This is a genomic window from Curtobacterium ammoniigenes NBRC 101786 (assembly GCF_001571045.1).
GTDB lineage: Bacteria > Actinomycetota > Actinomycetes > Actinomycetales > Microbacteriaceae > Curtobacterium > Curtobacterium ammoniigenes.
Map to the genome: position 1 here is coordinate 315,309 of NZ_BCSV01000002.1, position 20,198 is coordinate 335,506.

Sequence of the window (20,198 nt, forward strand, 5' to 3'; positions counted from 1 at the left end):
GACTCGTTGCGCACCGTTTCACGTGAAACATCGGGAGCGGCCCGCACGGGTAGCCGCGGGGTGCGCGCGCTCTCGCTGTCTCAGTAGCGGCGGAAGCTGCGCTCCGGGCCGGTTGAGGTGCGACTCCGCGGAGCGCGTTTCTGCCCCTGGTGGCGAAGATCGGCCGGGCTGCGCTCTAGGGTCGCGCCAATATCGCCGAACAAAGTTCCCTGCGGATTGGCAGCTGGATCACGCGTCTTCGCCTTCGGCGGGGTCGCCGTGATTTCTGGAGGCTGGTCCCCGAGCTCGTACTGGACGCTGCGGTGACGTCGGGCCGGCGCATGCAAGTGCTCCGCGAAAGTCCGGAGCACCAGGATCGAGCGGATCCCGAGTGACGCACCGTCGGTTCTCCGCCGCGGTCGCGCCCAGGGTTGGGCGTTGCGATGCAGCGCACAACGTCCATGAGGGATTTCGCCGTGTGTACGTGACTTGCCTGCCTCGTCTTCTGGTTCCGACCGGCCGAAGATTGCGCGAGGAAAACGGGCGGAGTGGAGCACGGGCGGAGTGCAGTACAGGCGAAGTCTCCGGCTCGGACGCCCGTCGCCACATCGCGTTCCGCATATCCCCCGACGGTCGTGGTTCCAAGAGTGATCTTGGCGCTGTTCCTTCGGGACGGTAAGTCTCGCGTCGGGAGGGATACCGAGCGCTCCGAGTCGGACTGGAGAGCGGCGAATCCCAGTGGAGGTTACTCGAGCAACATCGAGGATTGGATCCGCAGGGAGACTGATGAGGCCGGGGACGGCAGACGTGACGCCAACCGGAGCGGCGCGAACGCTCGCGCAAATTCGTCCGCGCCGCCAACTGTTCCACGTGAAACATCCGAACCTCTGGGAAGGACTGCCGTGCCACGAGCCGTAGGCTGCGTCCCGACCAGGAAGGGTCGTCCGGTGTTAGTGCGACACCCGTGGGTCTCCTCGTGCCCGTGAACTCGCTCGGTCAGGTAGGGCAGCCGAAGGGGGCTGAGCAACCCCGGGCGTTCTGCCCGACAGCCCACCGAGCGACTCGGGTAGGGCAGCGCGCGCGAGGAATCGGGGGTCTGTGCGGCGAGTCGCTACGAGCGGCGTGATCAGGCGTTGTCGCGGATGGCCTGCTCGGCCAATTCTGCGTAGACCCAGCCGAGATCGTATCCGGCCGCAATGAGTGCCTGCGGAACGAGTGACGTTTCCGTTAGGCCAGGGAGCACGTTCGCCTCGAGGAACCAGGGAGTGCCGGCCCCGTCGACAATGAAGTCGATGCGACTGATGTGTCGGAGGGCGAGGGCACTGTGGGCAGTGATGGCAGCCTCGGCCGCGCGGGAAGCACGCTCCTCATCGAGGCGTGCCGGCGTGAAGAAGGTTGTCTCCCCCGCGTTATACCGTGCCTCAAACCCGTACACGCCGGCCTTCGGGACGATCTCCACCGCGGGGAGCGCGACAGGTCCGTCCCCGGTATCGATAATCCCCACGGCGATCTCGGTTCCGGTCACCATCTGCTCGATAATCGCGTCGTCGCAGTAGGTGTAGGCCGTGACCATTGCCCGTGGCAGGTCATCGATATCGAGCACACGAGTGACGCCCTGGGCGCTTCCACCGCGTGCCGGCTTCACGACGAGTGGTGCAGTGTGCTCAACACCGACGGCATCGAGGACGCTGACGGCCCCGAGCTCACGAAAGACATCGTGCGACAGTGTCACCGACTTCGGAGTGAATAGGCCTGCCCGACGGGCGACCTCCGAAGCGGTCGGCTTGTCCCAGGCCAACCGTGCTGCTGTTGCTTGCGATCCGACGAAGGGCACGCCGAGCGCCTCGAGCACCCCTCGGAGCGCACCATCCTCGCCGGACGCTCCGTGCAACGCTGGCCACACGACTTCGGGGCGCGATGCCCCGAGCGCCGGAAGCAACTGTGCGTCCGCATCGCGGAGCGTCACGTTCCAGCCGAAGCCAGTGAGTGAGTCGGCGACGCGCCGTCCAGAACGCAGCGAGACATCGCGCTCGTGAGAAATGCCTCCGGCAACGACGACCACGTCGCGTCGCGTCGAATCAGCCATGAAATGAGCCCCTCATCAGGGATTAGGCAACGTCGGTGGGCGGAGCCCCAACGGATGCGGGTCGAACGACGGGAGTCGGGCGTGTGGCGGAGCCGAACGTGTCCAGCAACTCCAGTTCATCGTTGACGACCGTCGCGAGGCGCTTCACACCGACGCGGATCTGCTCCGGGGTCGGATAGCAGAACGACAATCGGATGTGCTGGCCGCCGCGGCCGTCGGCGTAGAAGGCGGTGCCGGGCGTGTACGCGACGAGTTCCTTCACAGCACGCGGGAGCATCGCTTTCGCGTTCAGCGATTCCGGCAGGGTTAACCAGACGAAGAAGCCTCCGTCCGGCTCCGTCCAGGACAGATCGGGGAGGAACTCACGCAGCCCGGCGAGCATCGCGTCTCGTCGCTCCGCGTACAGGCCCCGGAACGTGTCCACCTGGCCTTTCCAGTCCGCAGCATCGAGATACGCATTGATGACGTATTGGCCAAATGAGTTCGGTGCAAGCACCGCCGATTCGTTTGCCAACACCAGCTTTTCGCGGATTGCGTGCGGAGCAAGCGCCCAACCGACGCGGAAGCCCGGAGCGAGCGTCTTCGAGAACGAGCCGAGGTAGACGACCCCCTCGTCGTCGATCGATCGGATCGCCTGAGGAGCCGGGTGGTCGAACCAGAGGAGCCCGTACGGGTTGTCCTCGAGCACAAGGATCCCGTTGGAGCGACAGATATCGAGGATCTCGATGCGCCGCTCGCGGCTCAGGGTCACGCCCGCAGGGTTATGGAAGTTGGGAATCGTGTACAGGAACTTGATTCGCTTGCCGCGCGTTCGGAGGCTCGCGATCGTCTCCCGGAGCGACTCCGGGATGAGTCCCTCCGCGTCCATCGCCACGTGCACGGTCTCTGCCTGATAGGACCGGAAAATCCCGATGGCACCAACGTATGACGGCGACTCTGCGAGGATCACATCACCCGGGTCGATGAAGAGACGGGTGAGGAGATCGAGTGCGTGCTGCGAGCCGGTGGTGACGACAACGTCCTCAGCGCTTGCACGGACTCCCTCGAGCGCCATGATGTCGACGATGTGCTCGCGGAGCGAGCGCAGACCCTGGCCTCCGCCGTATTGGAGGGCCATCGCGAGGTCGTCCCCCATGACGCGATCAAGCGATGCGTGGATCAGTTCGCGGGGCAACGCAGAGACGTATGGCATGCCGCCGGCAAGCGAGACGACCTCTGGGCGCGATGCGACTGCGAACAGTGCCCGAACCTCTGATGCGCTCAGCCCTGCGGTGCGCTGGGCGTACGAGTCATACCAAGGGTCGAGGCTTGTTCCTCTGTTCGTCATCGTGCAGTCTCCAGATTGCGTCGTTCCGGTCGGCCGGAAAATCGAGCGTTCCGCTCACAGTACAACGACAAACGGCCCGTCCCCTGCCGGTGCGAGGGAACGGGCCGTTCTTCGACGACGCTGCGTGCTGCCTACGCGAGGAACTCCGCGAGGTCGGCCTCAAGCGCCGGCTTCGGCTTGGCCCCGATGACGGTCTTGACGACCTCGCCACCGCGGAAGACCTTCATTGCAGGGATCGACGTGATCTGGTAGTTCATCGCCGCCTGCGGGTTCTCGTCGACGTTCAGTTTGACGATCTCGATCTTGTCGGCGTGTTCCGCGGCGATCTGGTCGAGGATCGGCGAGACCGCGCGACACGGTCCGCACCATTCCGCCCAGAAGTCGACGAGGATCGTCTTGTCGGACTGCAGGACGTCCTCGGAGAACGAGGCGTCGGTCACTGCTTTGGCGTTGGACATGTCATGCTCCCTTGTCAACAAGCGTTCGGATCCGGAAACGCGTGGTCCCGGTCGAGTATTCCCTTAGGCCGATGCGGTGACCGGAGACACCGGTGCGTCACCGTCAGCGGATGCGGTGAGCGTGGGGTCGAGCTCCGCCAGGTACTTCTCGGCGTCGAGCGCCGCCACGGTTCCGGAACCCGCAGCGGTGATCGCTTGGCGGTAGGTGGGGTCGATGACGTCTCCGGCGGCGAACACACCCTCGAGGTTCGTCCTCGACGAGCGCCCCTGCACCGCGATCGTGCCCTCCGGAGCGAGATCGAGTTGGCCGTGCACGAGATGCACGCGCGGATCGTTCCCGATGGCGATGAACAGTCCGTCGAGCGCGAGCTCCGAGGTCTCACCCGTCACCGTGTCGGTCAGGGTCACGCCCGTCACGGCGCTTTCACCGTGGATCGCGGACACGGTCTTGTTCCACGCGAACTCGATCTTCGGATCGGCGAACGCGCGTTCCTGCATGATCTTGGAGGCACGCAGCGTGTCCTTCCGGTGGATCACGGTGACCTTGTCGGCGAAGCGCGTCAAGAATGTCGCCTCCTCCATCGCGGAGTCGCCGCCGCCGACGACCGCGATGTTCTTCTGCCGGAAAAAGAACCCGTCGCACGTCGCGCACCAGGACACGCCATGCCCGGAAAGTCGCTGTTCGTCCGGGAGGCCCAGATGGCGGTACGCGGAGCCGGTCGCGTAGATCACTGCAAGGGCTTCGTAGGTCGTTCCCGCGCCGACAGTGACGCGCTTGATGGGGCCCTCGAGCTCGACGGACACAGCGTCGTCGTAGACGATCTCCGCGCCGAACTTCTCTGCCTGCTCCTGCATCTTGATCATCAGGTCAGGCCCTTGGATCCCCTCGGGGAAACCCGGGAAGTTCTCGACCTCGGTGGTCTTGGTGAGCTCACCGCCCGTTTCGACGCTCGATGCGATGACCAGCGGCTTCAGTTCCGCGCGGGCGGCGTAGATCGCCGCGGTGAATCCCGCCGGTCCAGAGCCGATGATGATGAGCTGGCGCATGTGCGGTCCGCCCTTTCTTGATGCTGATCGCGTCAACACATGCTACCGATCACCTATTCCGAGACACGGTCGGGGCGACCAGGCTGTGCAACTGCCGGGCTGGGCCAGCGGCCAGCGCGGATCAGCGGCGAACCCGCCCGCGGACGAGCTCGACCGCGCTCCGGACTTCCGCGTTTCGGAACAGCATGAGGCCAGCGAAGTAGACGACTCCCATGACTGCGCTCGTCAGGAGCAGCGTGATACCCGCGCTCGTGACGTCGGTCATCGCGAAGCCCGACGATCGATACGCGCCGAAGAACGTGGCCACCGCGAAGCCCGCAGCCCCCGCGATCGCGGCGGCGACAAGGAACTGCACATGGGAGCGCGTCACGAGCGCTCCCTCGACACCGCGAAGCCTCCGTCGGACGATCACGAGCGCGATGATTGTCTGCGTCGAACCAGCGATGGTGGTTACTCCGGCCACACCGATGCCGATCCACGATCCCGGCAGTGCCGCGACGCTGAGCGCGCCGATCACGAACAGACCGGACTGCACGAGCTGCATGAGGAAGGGCGTTCGATGGTCGTGCATCGCCCAGAATGCGCGCTGGATGATGAACAGCATGCTGAAGAGAACGAGTCCCGGCATGTACGCGAGGAGCACCCCCGCCATGGCCCGGACGTCGCCGAACGCGTGCTCGTAGAGTCGGGCGAACGGGAACGCCACCACCATCAGTGCGACCGCTGCGAACACCGTGAAGAGCCCGACGATGCGCAGCGACAGCGACAGGTTCCTCCGGACTGCGTCGAGGTCGCCCCGCTCGGCATCGTGGCTCATCCGTGTGAAATACGCGGTCGCGATGGACACGGTGATGATCGAATGCGGGAGCATGAACAGCAGCCATGCGTTCTGCAGCGTCGCGTTCGCCGCTCCCGCGCCAAGTGAGCTCACCCGCGACTGCACGATGCCCGCGAGCTGCGTGGTGAGGATCATGAGGAACAGCCACCCCGCGGCCGTTCCGGTGCCGCGAAGACCGACGCCTCGCCACCGGAAGTCGGGCCGATAGGTCAGCCCCGCGCGCCTCCAGAACAGGACGAGGAACGCGGCCTGCACCGCCACGCCGAGGGTCGCCGTGCCGGCGAGCACCGCGATTTTCGTCGGCGTCCAGTCGAGTGGATTCGAATTCTCTTGCCTGGTGCCGAAGAGCGCGATGAAGACGATCAGGCCGGCGATCGCGATGACGTTGTTGAGCAACGGTGCCCACGTGAACGGACCGAACACCTGACGGGCGTTCAGGACTTCGCCGAGGAGCGAGTAGAGCGCATAGAACAGGATCTGCGGAAGGCACCAGAACGCGAACGCGACCGCGAGCGCCGTGGTCGACTCCGTGAAGCCCTTGCCGCCATGCGACGCTGACTGGCTGTACACGCGGACGAGCACCGGCGCTGCGATCGTCGCGATCACAGTGACCGTGAGGAAGATCACGACGCCGATCGTGACGATCTTGTCGATGTAGCGCTGACCGCCGTCGGGGTGTCGGGTCGCCCGGACGATCTGCGGGATGAGTGCGGCGCTGAGCAGACCGCCCGCGATCAGCGTGTACACGCTGTTCGGCAGCTGGTTCGACACCGCGAACGCGTTCGCCGCCGCGCTTCCGGACTGTCCGATCGCGGCGGCGAGGACGAAGGTCTTCACGAATCCGAGCACCCGCGAGAACATCGTCCCGGCCGCGAGCATTGCGCTTGCCCGGCCGAGGCCGCGCTCCGCGGCGCTGGACGCGTCGACCTGCGGTTGCTGGGTCGTCCCAGTGAGCGGGAGTTCCTTGGGCCAGTAGCCGGCGTCCGGCGACAAGGCGGCCGCCATCTGGAGGCGTGCGCTCGCTTGACGGTGCTGCATTGCGTCCTCAGAGCGGTCGCCGCGCGGAGCGGAACGATCAGTGGTTGTGGTGGAGCCCAGCACGGAACCGACGAGAACGCGCCCCGTCACCGGATCGTCCGGGTGCAGACGTGCCGGCGAGGCATGGTCGTCGCCAGAACCGCCATGGTCGTCGCCATAACCGCTGTGGTCGCCGCGATCGACGTCGTCCTCATCGTCGATCGGGCGGTTCGGGTCCGGCTCGTCCTCGTCCGGAAGCCCGAGCCGTCGACGGCGGAGTCGACGGCGCACGTTCCGAACGATGCCGATGCCGAAGATGAGCACGACGGCCGCTGCCGCCAACCCGGTGATGATCGACTCCCACTGCGCCTGCACGTTGATCTCGACCGAGTTGGACGGTGCGATCCGCACGCCGGTCGGACTGGTCAGGGACAGGATCAGCTGAACCTTGCCATTCGCGACGGACTGCACCGGGATTGTCACCCGATAGGTGGAATCCGGCTGCACCGTAACCTGCGTGGCCGGTCGGGTCACCCGAAGGAATGAGTTGGACGGCTGCACGGACAGCATGACCGTGACGGGCCACTCCGACTTGTTGCGGACCGACACCGGCAACGACGACCTATCGCCGAGCAGCGTGATCGAGCTCGAGTCGACGACATTGACGGAGGATACGATCGCCGACCCCTGCGCACCGACGTCGTCGACCGCATGCTGCAGTCCGGTCGATTCTCCGCGCCATGCGTTCGACGACGCGACGAGGACCGCGTTCCGCACCCCAGCGGTGACCAGCGCAGGTGTCGATACCGCGGAGGCGAAGTTCGCGACGCGGGTCTCGACATGCACGAGGCGGGTGAGCTGATCGAGACGCGTGTCGGAGTCGTGCCGGTCGGTCAAGGTCACTGCGCCGGGCGCGGCGCTTGATGCCGCGGACAGGTCCGTCGGCGCAAGCCAGTCGATCGTGTCGAGTGCATCGAGCGTCTGCGAGAGACGCGTTGGGTCGGTCGGCCACTCGCGGTCGAGCGTCAGGAGGATCGTGCCAGGCGCGCCCTCCCGGGTCACCGTGGCGAGCGTCGCCGTCAACGCGGCCATGTCCTCGCGCCAAGTCGTGTCCGAGTTCGCTGTCGCTGCTCCGCGGAGGAGGCTCGACAGCGTCTGGTCCGCGATCAGCGCGTGATGCGCACTCACGGTCTCGGAGGCTGCGACGGTGGCGTTCGATCCCACCGAGGTGTTCGCGCTGCTCAGGATCGTGGTCGTCTCCCCTGCGAGAGCGAGCGCGTCAAGATCAGCGGTCGAGACGGTGTTCTCGGCCGGCCAGCTGATGCCGCTCAAGGCATATGGGGAGTCCGTCAGGGTCTGCGTGGTCGGCAGCGTCGGCTGGTTCCCGGGCTGGAGCGGCTGGGTCGGTGGGGTGGTGGCGGACGTCGGTGCGCCTCCCGGCTGGGCGGTTGCGCTCGCGGTCGCCGTGGGCGTGGCTGACGGGGCCGTCGACGGGGTGCTCCCCACGCTCGGTGTGCCCGTTGGAGTGGGCGTCGGGGTCGCTGCGCCGGGAAAGTTCTTGGGGTCGATGTTCTGGTCGAGCGCGATCGGCGCCAGAATGCTCGTCGCACCCGCTTGGCGGAGCCCGGTGACGTCGGCGTCAGCGAACGGGAGCGCGAACTTCTCGTTATGCGTGCGCTCGAGGTGGTCCAGCCAGGTCAGGGCGGACGGGGGGGCGTTCACGCCCAGACGTCGGATCGAGACGACGATGCGCGGGTCGATCGCGAGCGCGACATTCTTCCCGGCGGTCGCGTCGAGCTGCGCGGTCAGGGTGCCGCCGGGCCCGGTCTCTGCGGCGAGCGTCGCTGCCGAGAGGAACTGCCCGGTGACGGGTGGGACCGTGATCGGCATGGCGACCGAGAACGATGTGGGCGTCGTGACGGTGGTCGGCTCCCAGGTGAATGCGGCGCGACCGACGAGGTTCGACGCGCTGTTCTGGTACGCGACGGCGATCTTCCGTGCGCCGAACGTCGTCCCCGTGAGCTTCAGGAGCGAGGACGGCACCGTCGCTCCGGTGACCGTGACGGATTGATGCGCAGGAACAACGGGAATTTGGATCGGCTGCACTGGCGAACCGAGGTAACCCTCGATGCTGGTGTCATGCAACCAGTCGGCAAGATCCGTCCGTGAACCGACCGGCGTGCGCAGCAGGTACAGCTCTGCAGCGGTCGCTGGCAGATCGCTCCCCGTGCGGTTCCGCACGGTGATCGTGAGCGTGAGGTTGGCCCCCGGCTTCACAACGCCATCGTTCTCGGGCGCCACCGTGATCGCCGGTTCCGTCGCGGCGGCCGACGCGCTCGGGCTGGGGCTCGTGCTCGTGCTCGTGCTGGCGCTCGGCGTCGCGGCGGCAGCCGACATCGCGGGCGCGCCGAGGAGGCCGATGGCGGCGAGAGCGGCCACGATGGCGGCGGCGGATGAGCGGAATGAGTGCATGCAGACGACGGCCGAGTGAGAGCGGGCCTGGCGGCAAGTGTAGAAGGACGAGACAGGAACGCCGCCGAGCACCGCCCGGGTCTGGGATGATCGATAGGTCATGCCTTCTGTCGCCCAGGCCCTCGAGCGTCTCCGCTCCCTCGCCGCATCCGGCGCAGTTTCGACGCTCGCCGCAGCATTCGACGCCGCCGGGTTCGAACTCGCCCTGGTCGGCGGTCCGGTTCGCGATGCATTCCTTGGTCGCCATGTCAGCGACCTCGACTTCACCACGAACGCCACGCCCGAGGAAATCCTCACGGTCGTCACGCCGATCGCGAGCGCGACGTGGGATGTCGGGCGCCAGTTCGGTACGATCGCCGCTCGCGTGCGCGGCGAGCAGGTCGAGATCACCACGTATCGCAGCGACGTCTACGACGGCGCAACCCGCAAGCCGGAGGTGACCTTCGGCGCCTCCATCCACGAGGACCTCGTTCGGCGGGATTTCACGGTCAACGCGATGGCGCTGCGCCTGCCGCAGCAGGAGCTCGTCGACGACGGAGGCGGCCTCGACGACCTGCTGGCAACGCGCCTCCGAACGCCCCAGTCCCCCACGGTGTCGTTCCGCGACGATCCGCTCCGGATGATGCGTGCTGCGCGATTCGCATCGCAGCTCGGATTCACCGTTGCCGACGACGTGCGGGAGGCGATGGCCGCGCTCGCAGACACCGTCGCGATCGTCTCGGCGGAGCGGATCCGCGACGAGCTCGTGAAGATCCTCTCGACGGACGATCCGATCCCGGGCCTTCGGCTGCTCGTGGACACGGGGATCGCGGAGCGGATTCTCCCCGAGCTTCCCGCGATGCGACTCGAGATCGACGAGCATCACCACCACAAGGACGTCTACGAGCACTCCCTGACCGTGCTGTCACAGGCGATCGGGTACGAACACGATCGGCACCCCGGCGAGGCGCCGGACCTGGTGCTGCGACTGGCGGCGCTCCTCCACGACATCGGCAAGCCGGCGACGCGACGGCTCGAGCCGGGGGGCGCGGTGAGCTTCCATCACCACGACCTCGTCGGCGCGAAGCTCGCACGCAAGCGGCTCCGGGCGCTGCGATTCGACAACGACACGATCGACGCGGTGACGAAGCTCATCGAGCTGCATCTCCGCTTCTTCGGATACACCGACGGGGCGTGGACCGACTCGGCGGTGCGCCGGTACGTCCGCGATGCGGGCGACCAGCTGGAGCGGCTGCACGAGCTGACCCGATCCGACGTGACGACGCGCAACCGCCGCAAGGCCGACCGACTCGGATTCGCGTACGACGACCTGGAGGAGCGGATCGCGGCGCTCCGCGACCAGGAAGAACTGGATGCCATTCGTCCGGACCTGTCCGGCGACGACATCATGCGCGTGCTCGGTATCCCGCCCGGTCGGGAGGTCGGGGAGGCCTACCGTTTCCTGCTCGAGACCCGGATGGAATCGGGGCCCCTCGGAGCCGAGGAGGCGGAGGCTCGCCTTCGCGCGTGGTGGGCCGACCGAGCGTAGGTGGCGCGCCTCCAGACCGTCCGGTAAGCTACCCGGGTTGTCTGCGCGCATTCGTGCTGCGCCGACACCGTGCACAACCCTCCTGCTCCGGGACAGACCCGGAGCCGTTCTAGACCAAAGGAGGTGGGTTCCGCATGCACCAGTACGAACTGATGGCGATCCTCGACCCCGAGATCGACGAGCGCACCGTCGCTCCGAGCCTCGACCGATTCCTCAGCGTGATCCGCAACGACGGTGGAACCGTCGACAAGGTGGACGTCTGGGGCCGTCGTCGGCTGGCCTACCAGATCAACAAGAAGTCCGAGGGCATCTACGCCGTCGTCGACTTCACGTCCTCCCCCGCTGCGGCGAAGGAGCTCGACCGCCAGCTCGGCCTGTCTGAGGCAGTGCTGCGCACCAAGGTCCTCCGCGCCGAGGAAGCGATCGCCCAGGTCGCCGCGCAGAAGCAGCGCGACGCGGCTCGCGCCGCCCGCAAGGCCTCGACCGCGAGCGCCGAGTAAGCCATGGCCGGCGAAACCGTCATCACGGTGGTGGGCAACCTCACCAGCGACCCGGAGCTGCGCTACACGCAGAACGGCCTCGCGGTGGCGAACTTCACCATCGCGTCCACCCCTCGCACGTTCGACCGTCAGGCGAACGAGTGGAAGGACGGCGAAGCGCTGTTCCTCCGTGCGAGTGTCTGGCGCGAATTCGCCGAACACGTGGCCGGGTCGCTGACCAAGGGCTCGCGTGTGATCGCTCAGGGTCGTCTCCGGCAGCGCTCGTACCAGGACCGCGACGGCAACAACCGCACCGCGATCGAGCTCGAGGTCGATGAGATCGGCCCCTCGCTCCGGTACGCGACCGCGCAGGTCACCCGTGCTTCGGGTGGCGGCGGTGGCGGCGGAGGCCGCGGCCAGGTCGGCGGCGGCTCCGGCGGTTCCGGCGGTGGCTGGAACGGCGGCGGGCAGGCCGATGAGCCGTGGTCGCCGCAGGGTCAGGGAGCGTCGGGCGGTGACGTCTGGAGCACTCCGGGCGGCACGTACGACGACGAGACCCCGTTCTGATCCGAGCGCTCCGCGCTTCGCACATCACACTCTTCTTCTCTTCGTAAGGAACAACAATGGCTGGAAAGAGCAGCGGCGACCGCCGCAAGCCTCGCGGGGGCAAGGGCGGCAAGAACGCCGCTCCCGCGAAGTCGATCAAGGTCGGCGTCATCGACTACAAGGACGTCGCCACCCTTCGCAAGTTCATCTCCGAGCGCGGAAAGATCCGCGCCCGCCGTATCACCGGCGTCTCCGTTCAGGAGCAGCGCCTCATCGCCCGTGCCGTGAAGAACGCCCGTGAGATGGCGCTCCTCCCCTACGCCGGCTCCGGCCGCTGATCGGAGGAATCCCCCTCATGTCAAAGCTCATCCTCACGCACGAGGTCTCCGGCCTCGGCTCTGCCGGTGACGTCGTCGACGTCAAGAACGGCTACGCACGCAACTACCTGATCCCCCAGGGCTTCGCTGTGGCGTGGTCCAAGGGCGGCGAGAAGCAGGTCGAGTCGATCCGTGCGGCTCGTGCCGCTCGCGAGCTCGCCACCATCGAAGAGGCCCAGGACCTCAAGATGAAGCTCGAAGCCACCACGGTCACGCTCTCGGTGAAGGCCGGCAAGGACGGCCGTCTGTTCGGTTCCGTCCGTCCAGCCGACGTCGCCACGGCAGTGGAGGCGCAGGGCATCGGCTCGCTCGACAAGCGCAAGGTCGAGGTGCCTGGCACCATCAAGTCCGTCGGTGACCACGAGGCGACCGTTCGCCTCCGTGAAGACATCGTCGCGACCATCGCTCTGAAGGTCGTCGCGGCCAAGTAACGCGGCACTGCAGAGCACGCTGCCCCGGCAGCCTCCGAACGGCGGGTTCCCCTTGTGGGGCCCGCCGTTCGTCGTTGTTGGAAGCGCGCTCGAAACCTGTGAGCGCACCTGGGAGCCCGCCGAACAGTCCCGGTCCGGGGGTGCTTTGTCAAGGCTTTTCTACACAGGGCCCGTGTCAAGTCGAGAACCTTCGAGCACGGCTTGAAGCAAGGTTGTCCACATGGCCGGCGATATGGAAAACACCTGGTCAGGTGGACTTTCACCGGGATCGTGCACACGGAATCCACAGGCCTGTCCACACTTGTTCACACCGGTTTCCGGCGTGTTCTCCGTGTCTTCCACAGAGTTATCCACAGGGCCTGTTGCTGGGGATAACTTTTGTCCCCTACCGTGTGTCAGCGACTCAATCGGGGTGTGGGAAGCCTCCGGATCGGGTTGTTTGCTTCCGTGCTCGTCGTGGTGCGGGAGCTTGCGGATCAGGGGGTCTGCCGACCTGGGGTGTCGGTCGCTGACGGTATTCATGGGGACGGGTTCGGGGCCCGGCGGGACGAGGAGGCGTACATGTCGATTGCGCAGTTGAATGTGCCGGCGGACATCGTCGACCGCGGTATGGAGCGCACTCCCCCATACGACTTGTTGGCAGAGCAGTCGACGATCGGCGGGATGCTGCTGTCGAAGGATGCGGTCGCAGATGTGATCGAGACGGCGCGGGCGGTCGACTTCTACATTCCGAAGCACGAGGTGATCTTCGACGCGATCCTGTCGTTGTATTCGCATGGTGAGCCCACTGACGTCATCGCCGTGACTGACGAGTTGACGAAGACCGGTCTGTTGTCGCGGGCCGGTGGCGCCGAGTATCTGCACAGCCTGACGTCGCTCGTGCCGACGGCGGCGAACGCGGGCTACTACGCGTCGATCGTCGCCGAGAAGGCGGTGCTTCGCCGCCTGGTGGAGGCCGGTACACGGATCGTGCAGATGGGCTATGCGTCGGAGGGCGAGGTCACGGACCTCGTCAACAGTGCGCAGGCCGAGGTGTACAACGTCGCCGGTGGGGTGCAGGCCGAGGATTACGTGCCGCTGACGGAGGCGATCGGGACTGCGATCGACGAGATCGAGGCCGCGAAGGGCCGCGATGGTCAGATGACCGGTGTGCCAACCGGGTTCGCGCAGCTCGACGCGCTGACGAACGGGTTCCACGCGGGTCAGCTGATCATCGTGGCGGCACGGCCCGCGCTGGGAAAGTCGACGCTGGCGCTCGACCTTGCGCGCGCTGCCGCGATCAAGCACAACATGTGTGCCGCGTTCTTCTCGTTGGAGATGGGCCGTTCTGAGATCGCGATGCGTTTGTTGTCCGCCGAGTCGAGCGTGCCCCTGCAGAACATGCGGAAGGGCACGGTCGACAGCCGCGACTGGACGACGATCGCGCAGACGCGCGGACGTATCAACGATGCGCCGTTCTTCATCGACGACTCCCCGAACATGACGCTCGTCGAGATCCGCGCGAAGTGCCGACGTTTGAAGCAGCAGCACAACCTCAAGCTCGTCGTGATCGACTACCTACAGCTCATGACATCTGGTAAACGCGTCGAGTCGCGGCAGCAGGAGGTCTCCGAGTTCTCCCGAGCCCTGAAGCTCATGGCGAAAGAGCTGCAGGTGCCGGTGATCGCACTCTCGCAGCTGAACCGTGGCCCCGAGCAGCGCGCCGACAAGAAGCCGCAAATCTCCGACCTCCGCGAATCCGGGTCGATCGAGCAGGACGCCGACATGGTCATCCTGCTGCACCGTGAGAGCGCCTACGAGAAAGACAATCCTCGCCAGGGCGAAGCGGACTTCATCGTGGCGAAGCACCGGAACGGACCGACCGACACGATTACCGTCGCGTTCCACGGGATGTTTTCCCGGTTCGCGGATATGCCGCAGTAGGGGGTCCTTGTCGACCGTCACCGCCAACTGTCTAGGCGCCAGAATTACTGTCGAATGGGGTGTCCGGGACAGTTTGGGTGGCGCTGTCGGACCTACACAAGATCACGTCATAGGTCGGGCTGATCCTTCCGGGCTCACGCCTTCGTTGAGCAGCCAAGTTCGACCGAGGCAGTCAAAGTTGAGTCGAGACGTCGCGTGTGACTCCTCACCAGGTCTCCACCTCTCGAAGACCCACCGCGGCGCCCTTATTGCACTGCTCCGAGCTGCGATCGTCGGCCCGCCTACATCAAAATCGGCCGCTGTATCGTCCGATACGGCGGCTGGGACTTGGCGAATGGCTCGCTACATTTTGTTCAGCGTCTCCGCCAGAACGATTACGGCTTCATAGGCGTCGGATGACGCTGATCGCCAGGTGTTTCCCGACAGCTGGAAGACACGAATTATTTCGTTGACTACGAATACCAGCGAGCCGGTCGCCTCTAATGCGGCCGTAATCGTTATCGCCCGCGAAGGTCGCAGTGACGTGGCTGACATGTGAAGAGCAAGCATTGGTCCGGCCGAGTGCGTTGCTGTAGAAAGCTGACTGTAGTGTTCAGCGCCCCGGCCGCCGAACGTCTTGTCCATCACAGCGGTGGCAAGTGCTGATATCTCGATGCGCAGCGGAGCGCGGAAGCCCTTTGTCGTCATAACTTCCCTAATTTCGGACTTGCGATTGCTCGCGAGTATGACGCCCCCGGCCCCATCTTCCATCTGGACACCGTGCTTAGCGGGGAAACGCAATTCTGAGTACCGCAAACTTAGGTAGCGCGTCAGCAGAGCCTCCGCGTCTTTAGATCCCAGCAAGTACCCAGCGATTCCGAGCGCCTCGACTGCGGCGCGAGCAAGTGCGATTGGGGCGAGGCTGAGGCCCGCTTGCACGAGCAGTGCGTAGCCGCGGACATGATCAAGAGCCGCAAGCGTGGTCCACCCGATCGCCTCCTGAGCGCTGGAGACAGCCCAGCTGTCCCCATCAGAAAAGTTGACAGCGTCCGCCCGCTGCAATCCCGCAACGCTTTGATCCGGAGGCGGGTCGAACATCGCCCCGATCTCGAGTCCGCCCACCTCCGCTAACTCCAACATGCTCTCCGAAAGCACTCGCGCGTCTTCTGCGGCAATCTCGTCCTTCATGGCAACAGATTGTCAGCATGGTGTCCGGTATCGGGGAATGGCTGGCCCGTGTTTGAGGGATAAGGACGCCTGGAAGGTTCGAGATGTCGGCCGTTGTGCTGACTTCGCGTTCACGCGACCAAGTCGAACAAGGCTGACCGCTCCGTTCAGGCACTGCGCCGAGCCGCGAGCCGCGAGCCGATCCGAGGGATCGTTCCTTGACTCCACGTGCCCAGTCCCGCTCGGAGAGGAGCCTTTTCAGGCATGCTATCTCCATGGTTGCAGCGACGGTTCCCGGAACTAACAAAGCAGCAGACGGTCTGGGTCCTCTTGCGCGACCGCTGGAGCCCGAAGAATCGCAACTCCTCGCGACGATCTGGCTCTCCGTTGCCCGCGCCGGAGAACTGTTTAGCGGCTCATCGCATTTGAGGGTGTAGTTGTGGTCTGAAGCCGCCGGTTTCGAGCAGGCTGCGGGCGATGTAGTTGGTGAGGTTCCGGAAGCCGAGGGCGGAGCCGCGGAGGTGGTCGAGGCGGCCGTTGATGGCTTCGGTGGGGCCGTTGGAGGTGCCGGGCCGGTCGAAGAACGCCAGCACGTCGGTGGCGCGTTGCTGCAGGGTGCGTCCGAGGCGGCGCAGCTCGACCAGGGCCGGTGGGACGCCGGTGCGGAGGACGTCGATCACGGCCTGCAGTTCCTGCTTCCCGATCTGCTTGTCGGGGTGCCGGTAGGCGGTGACCATGCGTTGGTAGTTGCCCCAGGTCGCTTCGACCTCCACATGCTCATCGGCGCGGAACAGTGCGCTCAGGCGGGCGTGCTGGCGGTCGGTGAGGAGGTCCGCGTCGGTGTGCAGGGTGCGGCGGGCCCGGTAGAGCGGATCGGATGCTCGTCCGCGGTGGCCGTGGAGGGTCTGCTGGACACGTCTGCGGCAGCGGTCCAACGCGTCGCCTGCGAGCTTGACGACGTGGAAGGGGTCCATCACCGGGACCGCGTCGGGCAGCTCTTCCGCGGCGGCGGTCTTGAAGCCGGTGAATCCATCCATCGCGACGACCTCGATCCCGTCACGCCAGGACTGGGGTCGGGCAGCGAGCCAGTCTTTGAACACCTGCTTGGACCTGCCGGGCACCATGTCCAGCAGCCGTGCAGGTCGCGTGCGGGTGCGGTTCGGGGTGAGGTCGATGATGACGGTGACGTACTTATCGCCGCGACGGGTGTGCCGCCAAACATGCTCGTCGACACCGATCGTGGTGACCCCATCGAGCCGGCCCGGCTGATCGATCAGCGTCCGCCGACCCTCGGTAAGGACGGCGCTGTTCGCGGTGTGCCAGGACACACCCAAACCGGCAGCGACGCGCGAGATGGTGCGGTGGTCGTTGACAAGTCCGGTCAGCGCCCACCGCAGCCCCGTCCGGGAGATCTTCGCCCTTGGTTCCGCTGCCGCGGACACGTCCTGCCGCCAGACCCGGCCGCAGCCCGAGCAGTGGTAGCGGCGAACCCGGACCAGCAACGTCGTGGGACGGTGCCCGAACGGCTCATGCGCGAGCCGCCGGGTCACGGTGTCCCGCGGCACGCCCTCCGATCCGCAGGCCACGCACCACGGATCCGCGTCGGTCACCCGGCACTCGATGACAGCCCGGCCTGGTTCGAGATACTGCCCGACCGCCTCCAGACCGAGCTCGTCGAGACCGCAGAACGTGGTGAGGTCGGCAGGCGTGAAGGTAGCGTGGGACACGTCGAGGTCTTCCGGATGAGCGGCGTAGGAACCTTCATCATCGGGGGACCTCGACCCCTACCCGCACACCGCCACGCACGCCCCGGCTACACCCTCGTTTGCGATGAGCCGATAACTGTCGTCGATCACACTTTTGCCTCGCGACCTCCGCGCAGGAACGGTCTGGGCAAACCGTGACCGGGCCGTGGTGCGGAGAGTGTTTCTAGCGAGCGCTTTCGCTGTCGGCTGGGGCGGCGACCATTGGGGTGGTCGCGTGTTCAGGGGACGGCAGGCTGATCTTCACCACCGCTCCGGGGCGTTGGTCGGCACGGTCGTCGATGCTGATCACGCCCCCATGATCTTGGGCGATTTGTCGGGCGATGGCGAGCCCGAGCCCTGTTCCGGGGCTGTTGCCGGGGCGCGTGCGTGCGGTGTCGAGCCGGGCGAACCGCTGAAAGACGTGCTCACGTTCGCTGGGCGGGATTCCGGGCCCGTCATCGGTGATGGTGATGACAGCCTGGCCGCCCCCGGATCTGAGGTCGATCATCACGGCTGTTCGCGCGAAATGCATCGCGTTGTCGCCCACGTTGGCCAGCATCCGCGCGAGGGAGCGGCCCGACCCGTGAATGCGGGTCGCATCGAGATGGTGGGTGATGATGTCGACTCGCCCGAATCGGCGCAATCGTGTGGCCTCGGCGAGAACGATTTCGTCCAAATCGACCCACGAAGCGACACCGTTTAGTTGTTCGCGCTCGCGGGCGAGGAACAGCAGGTCCTCGATCAGCTCCGCCATCCGCTGCACCTGTTCGTCCGCGATGGTCAGCACCTCGCGGCGCGCCGCATCGCTCTCCTCGTCGAGGGCGACCTCGAGGTGTGTTCGGAGCGCAGCGAGGGGGCTTTTCAACTCATGGGAGGCGTTCCCGACGAACTCGGCCTGTTGACGGCTGGAGCGCTCAAGGCGATCCAGCATTTGATTCATCGTCAGCGCGAGCCGGCTGATCTCGTCGTCGGTGTCGGGAACGGGCACGCGCGCAGTTATGGTTTCGGCTTGGATCAGCGCGGTGTGTTCACGGATGCGATCAACCGGGCGGAGCGCTCGGGTCGCCGACCGCCACACCACCCAGCTGAGCAGCGCGACCGTGATCGGAAGGCCAGCGCCGAACAGAATGGCGGTGTTCGTCGTCGCGGCGTTGACTTGCGTCAACGACGTGGCGATGTAGATGTGCCCCGTCTGGCCGTGCAGCCGTACAGGAGCGATCAGCACACGAAACGCTCCCGGGCCCAGCGGCAGGTTCGAGCGCGTCACGAAACGCTGCCCGCCCACCGGGACTGTGGGCAGGATCGGCGGTTCGCCTTGAATATTCGACGTCGCTGCCTGCACGGTGTTCGACGCGTCCACGACCTGGACCAACGTGGTCGCGGACCGTCCGCTTGGCACTGTCGCTCCAAGCTGTCCCGCAGCGATCGCGGACGTGACCGCAGTCACCTGGTCATGAGCAGCCTGGTCGATCGCGCGGATCAGTGACCAGCGCACCAGTGCGACAAGCGCGACGCCAGCCACCAGCAGGGTCAGCGCCACGACAACCGCAGCAGTGGCCGTCACTCGCGGTCGGATACCGCGTCCGGTGAGCCTGATCATGCGTCGACGCCGCCCGGTTCCGACTGTTCAAGCAACCGGTATCCCATCCCCCGGATGGTCCTGATCCGCGATTCCGCACCCGGTTGGTCAAGCTTGCGTCGCAGATAGCCGATGTAGACCTCGATGACGTTGGAGTCAATATCAAGGTCGGCATCCCACACATGCGCGGCGATCGCGTTTCGGGACACCGTCTGCCCTTTCCGGTGCAGAAGAAACTCGATCAGCGCGAACTCCCGAGACGTGAGCGAGACCTCGTCCGCACCCACCCAACAGCGACCGCCCGCAGGATCCAGCGCGAGGTCTCCGCTGCGCAGCACCGGACCCGGGCTGCCGTTACTCCTGCGCAGCAGCGCACGAATGCGCGCGAGCAACACGACGAACGAGAACGGCTTGGCGAGAAAGTCGTCTGCGCCGCCGTCCAGGCCCCGCGCCTCGTCGAGCTCGTCACTGCGGGCCGTGAGCACGAGCACCGGGATGGACGAACCATCCCGTCGCAACTCTCGGCACACCTCATCACCGGACAAACCCGGCAGCATGACGTCGAGGATGACCAAGTCGAAATCGCCCTCCCTCGCCAGCCAAAGCCCATCCACCCCGTTATCGGCAACCTCAACGACAAACCCGTGCGCTGCGAGCCCTCGCTCCAACGCGGCGCGCATCACCGGCTCGTCCTCAACGATCAGCAGTCGCATGCGTGGCCTCCTGCTTCCCGACTTTGCCATTGCCGCCACGCACCACCCAACCCGCAGCGTCCACAGACAGGGATCTCGGAGGTCGGCTTATCGCCGCCTTACCGACCCCTGGCACGGTCATACACACCCCACTCAGGGGCACTCCCGGAATCCCGGAAACAACAGGAGGTCAACCATGAAAAAGATCACGATCATCGGTGCCGGCGCGGCACTCGCGATCGCGCTCAGCGGCGTCGGAACAGTGGCGGCGATGGCCAGCACGCCCACGCCGGGAACCGCCACGAGCACCGTGACGGCGACGACTCCCCCGGCATCCACACCACCGGCGTCGGACCCGAGCGAAGGCGGCACCGAGCCCGCGAGCCACGAAACCGACGGACCCGGCGGCCACCAGGACCCGACCGGCGCGAACGTGGACCACCAGGGCGGCGCTTCCGAGCAGTAGCCCAACAACGACCGGGATGCGCGGCACCCTCACCTGCCGCGCATCCCGCGCATCCACCCATC

The 20,198-nt window shown here is 66.1% G+C and carries 16 protein-coding genes; 7 read left to right on the plus strand and 9 right to left on the minus strand.

Features of this window, described 5'->3' with window-relative positions:
* Window positions 1–1,105: 1,105 nt before the first annotated feature.
* The 5 genes from CAM01S_RS05225 to CAM01S_RS15055 all read right to left on the minus strand — a co-directional run bounded on the left by CAM01S_RS05225 (window position 1,106) and on the right by CAM01S_RS15055 (window position 9,326).
* A complete protein-coding gene (locus tag CAM01S_RS05225) occupies window positions 1,106–2,065 on the minus strand; it encodes a D-alanine--D-alanine ligase family protein (protein WP_066517348.1) in 960 nt (319 codons plus the stop codon).
* Window positions 2,066–2,087: 22 nt separating this feature from the next.
* Window positions 2,088–3,392, minus strand: coding sequence for an aminotransferase-like domain-containing protein (locus CAM01S_RS05230; RefSeq protein ID WP_066517350.1), 1,305 nt, complete (start codon window positions 3,390–3,392; stop codon window positions 2,088–2,090).
* A gap of 131 nt (window positions 3,393–3,523) precedes the next feature.
* Window positions 3,524–3,850: a thioredoxin gene (trxA, locus tag CAM01S_RS05235; protein ID WP_066517352.1), complete on the minus strand. Its 327-nt coding sequence runs from the start codon at window positions 3,848–3,850 to the stop codon at window positions 3,524–3,526.
* A gap of 63 nt (window positions 3,851–3,913) precedes the next feature.
* On the minus strand, window positions 3,914–4,897 hold the full coding sequence (trxB, locus tag CAM01S_RS05240) for a thioredoxin-disulfide reductase (protein ID WP_066517354.1): 984 nt from the start codon (window positions 4,895–4,897) through the stop codon (window positions 3,914–3,916).
* Window positions 4,898–5,018: 121 nt separating this feature from the next.
* Window positions 5,019–9,326 (minus strand): DUF6049 family protein, encoded by a 4,308-nt coding sequence (locus tag CAM01S_RS15055; protein ID WP_306306279.1) that lies wholly within the window; start codon window positions 9,324–9,326, stop codon window positions 5,019–5,021.
* On the opposite strand from CAM01S_RS15055, the gene CAM01S_RS05250 reads away from it, so the two are divergent.
* The 6 genes from CAM01S_RS05250 (at window position 9,325) to dnaB (ending at window position 14,508) form a co-directional block, all read left to right on the plus strand.
* A complete protein-coding gene (locus CAM01S_RS05250) occupies window positions 9,325–10,752 on the plus strand; it encodes a CCA tRNA nucleotidyltransferase (RefSeq protein ID WP_066517356.1) in 1,428 nt (475 codons plus the stop codon). The genes CAM01S_RS15055 and CAM01S_RS05250 overlap by 2 nt on opposite strands.
* Window positions 10,753–10,886: 134 nt before the next feature.
* On the plus strand, window positions 10,887–11,252 hold the full coding sequence (gene rpsF / locus CAM01S_RS05255) for a 30S ribosomal protein S6 (RefSeq protein WP_066517357.1): 366 nt from the start codon (window positions 10,887–10,889) through the stop codon (window positions 11,250–11,252).
* 3 nt (window positions 11,253–11,255) lie between these two features.
* Window positions 11,256–11,798, plus strand: a complete 543-nt coding sequence (locus CAM01S_RS05260; protein ID WP_066517358.1) for a single-stranded DNA-binding protein — start codon at window positions 11,256–11,258, stop codon at window positions 11,796–11,798.
* Window positions 11,799–11,854: 56 nt separating this feature from the next.
* Window positions 11,855–12,115, plus strand: a complete 261-nt coding sequence (gene rpsR / locus CAM01S_RS05265; protein ID WP_066517360.1) for a 30S ribosomal protein S18 — start codon at window positions 11,855–11,857, stop codon at window positions 12,113–12,115.
* A gap of 17 nt (window positions 12,116–12,132) precedes the next feature.
* A complete protein-coding gene (gene rplI, locus CAM01S_RS05270; protein ID WP_066517361.1) occupies window positions 12,133–12,585 on the plus strand; it encodes a 50S ribosomal protein L9 in 453 nt (150 codons plus the stop codon).
* 561 nt (window positions 12,586–13,146) lie between these two features.
* A complete protein-coding gene (gene dnaB, locus CAM01S_RS05275; protein WP_066518615.1) occupies window positions 13,147–14,508 on the plus strand; it encodes a replicative DNA helicase in 1,362 nt (453 codons plus the stop codon).
* Window positions 14,509–14,850: 342 nt separating this feature from the next.
* Here the strand turns inward: dnaB and CAM01S_RS05280 are convergent, their stop codons facing one another.
* The 4 genes from CAM01S_RS05280 to CAM01S_RS05295 all read right to left on the minus strand — a co-directional run bounded on the left by CAM01S_RS05280 (window position 14,851) and on the right by CAM01S_RS05295 (window position 19,691).
* Window positions 14,851–15,675, minus strand: a complete 825-nt coding sequence (locus CAM01S_RS05280; protein ID WP_066517363.1) for a hypothetical protein — start codon at window positions 15,673–15,675, stop codon at window positions 14,851–14,853.
* A 395-nt stretch (window positions 15,676–16,070) separates the two neighbouring features.
* Window positions 16,071–17,381, minus strand: a complete 1,311-nt coding sequence (locus tag CAM01S_RS05285) for an ISL3 family transposase (protein WP_066517366.1) — start codon at window positions 17,379–17,381, stop codon at window positions 16,071–16,073.
* Between the two features lie 202 nt (window positions 17,382–17,583).
* On the minus strand, window positions 17,584–18,963 hold the full coding sequence (locus tag CAM01S_RS05290) for a HAMP domain-containing sensor histidine kinase (protein ID WP_169795843.1): 1,380 nt from the start codon (window positions 18,961–18,963) through the stop codon (window positions 17,584–17,586).
* Window positions 18,964–18,995: 32 nt separating this feature from the next.
* Window positions 18,996–19,691, minus strand: coding sequence for a response regulator transcription factor (locus CAM01S_RS05295; RefSeq protein WP_066517371.1), 696 nt, complete (start codon window positions 19,689–19,691; stop codon window positions 18,996–18,998).
* A gap of 175 nt (window positions 19,692–19,866) precedes the next feature.
* Here CAM01S_RS05295 and CAM01S_RS05300 point away from each other — a divergent pair, with 175 nt between their 5' ends.
* Window positions 19,867–20,136, plus strand: a complete 270-nt coding sequence (locus tag CAM01S_RS05300) for a hypothetical protein (protein ID WP_066517373.1) — start codon at window positions 19,867–19,869, stop codon at window positions 20,134–20,136.
* Window positions 20,137–20,198 lie beyond the last annotated feature (62 nt).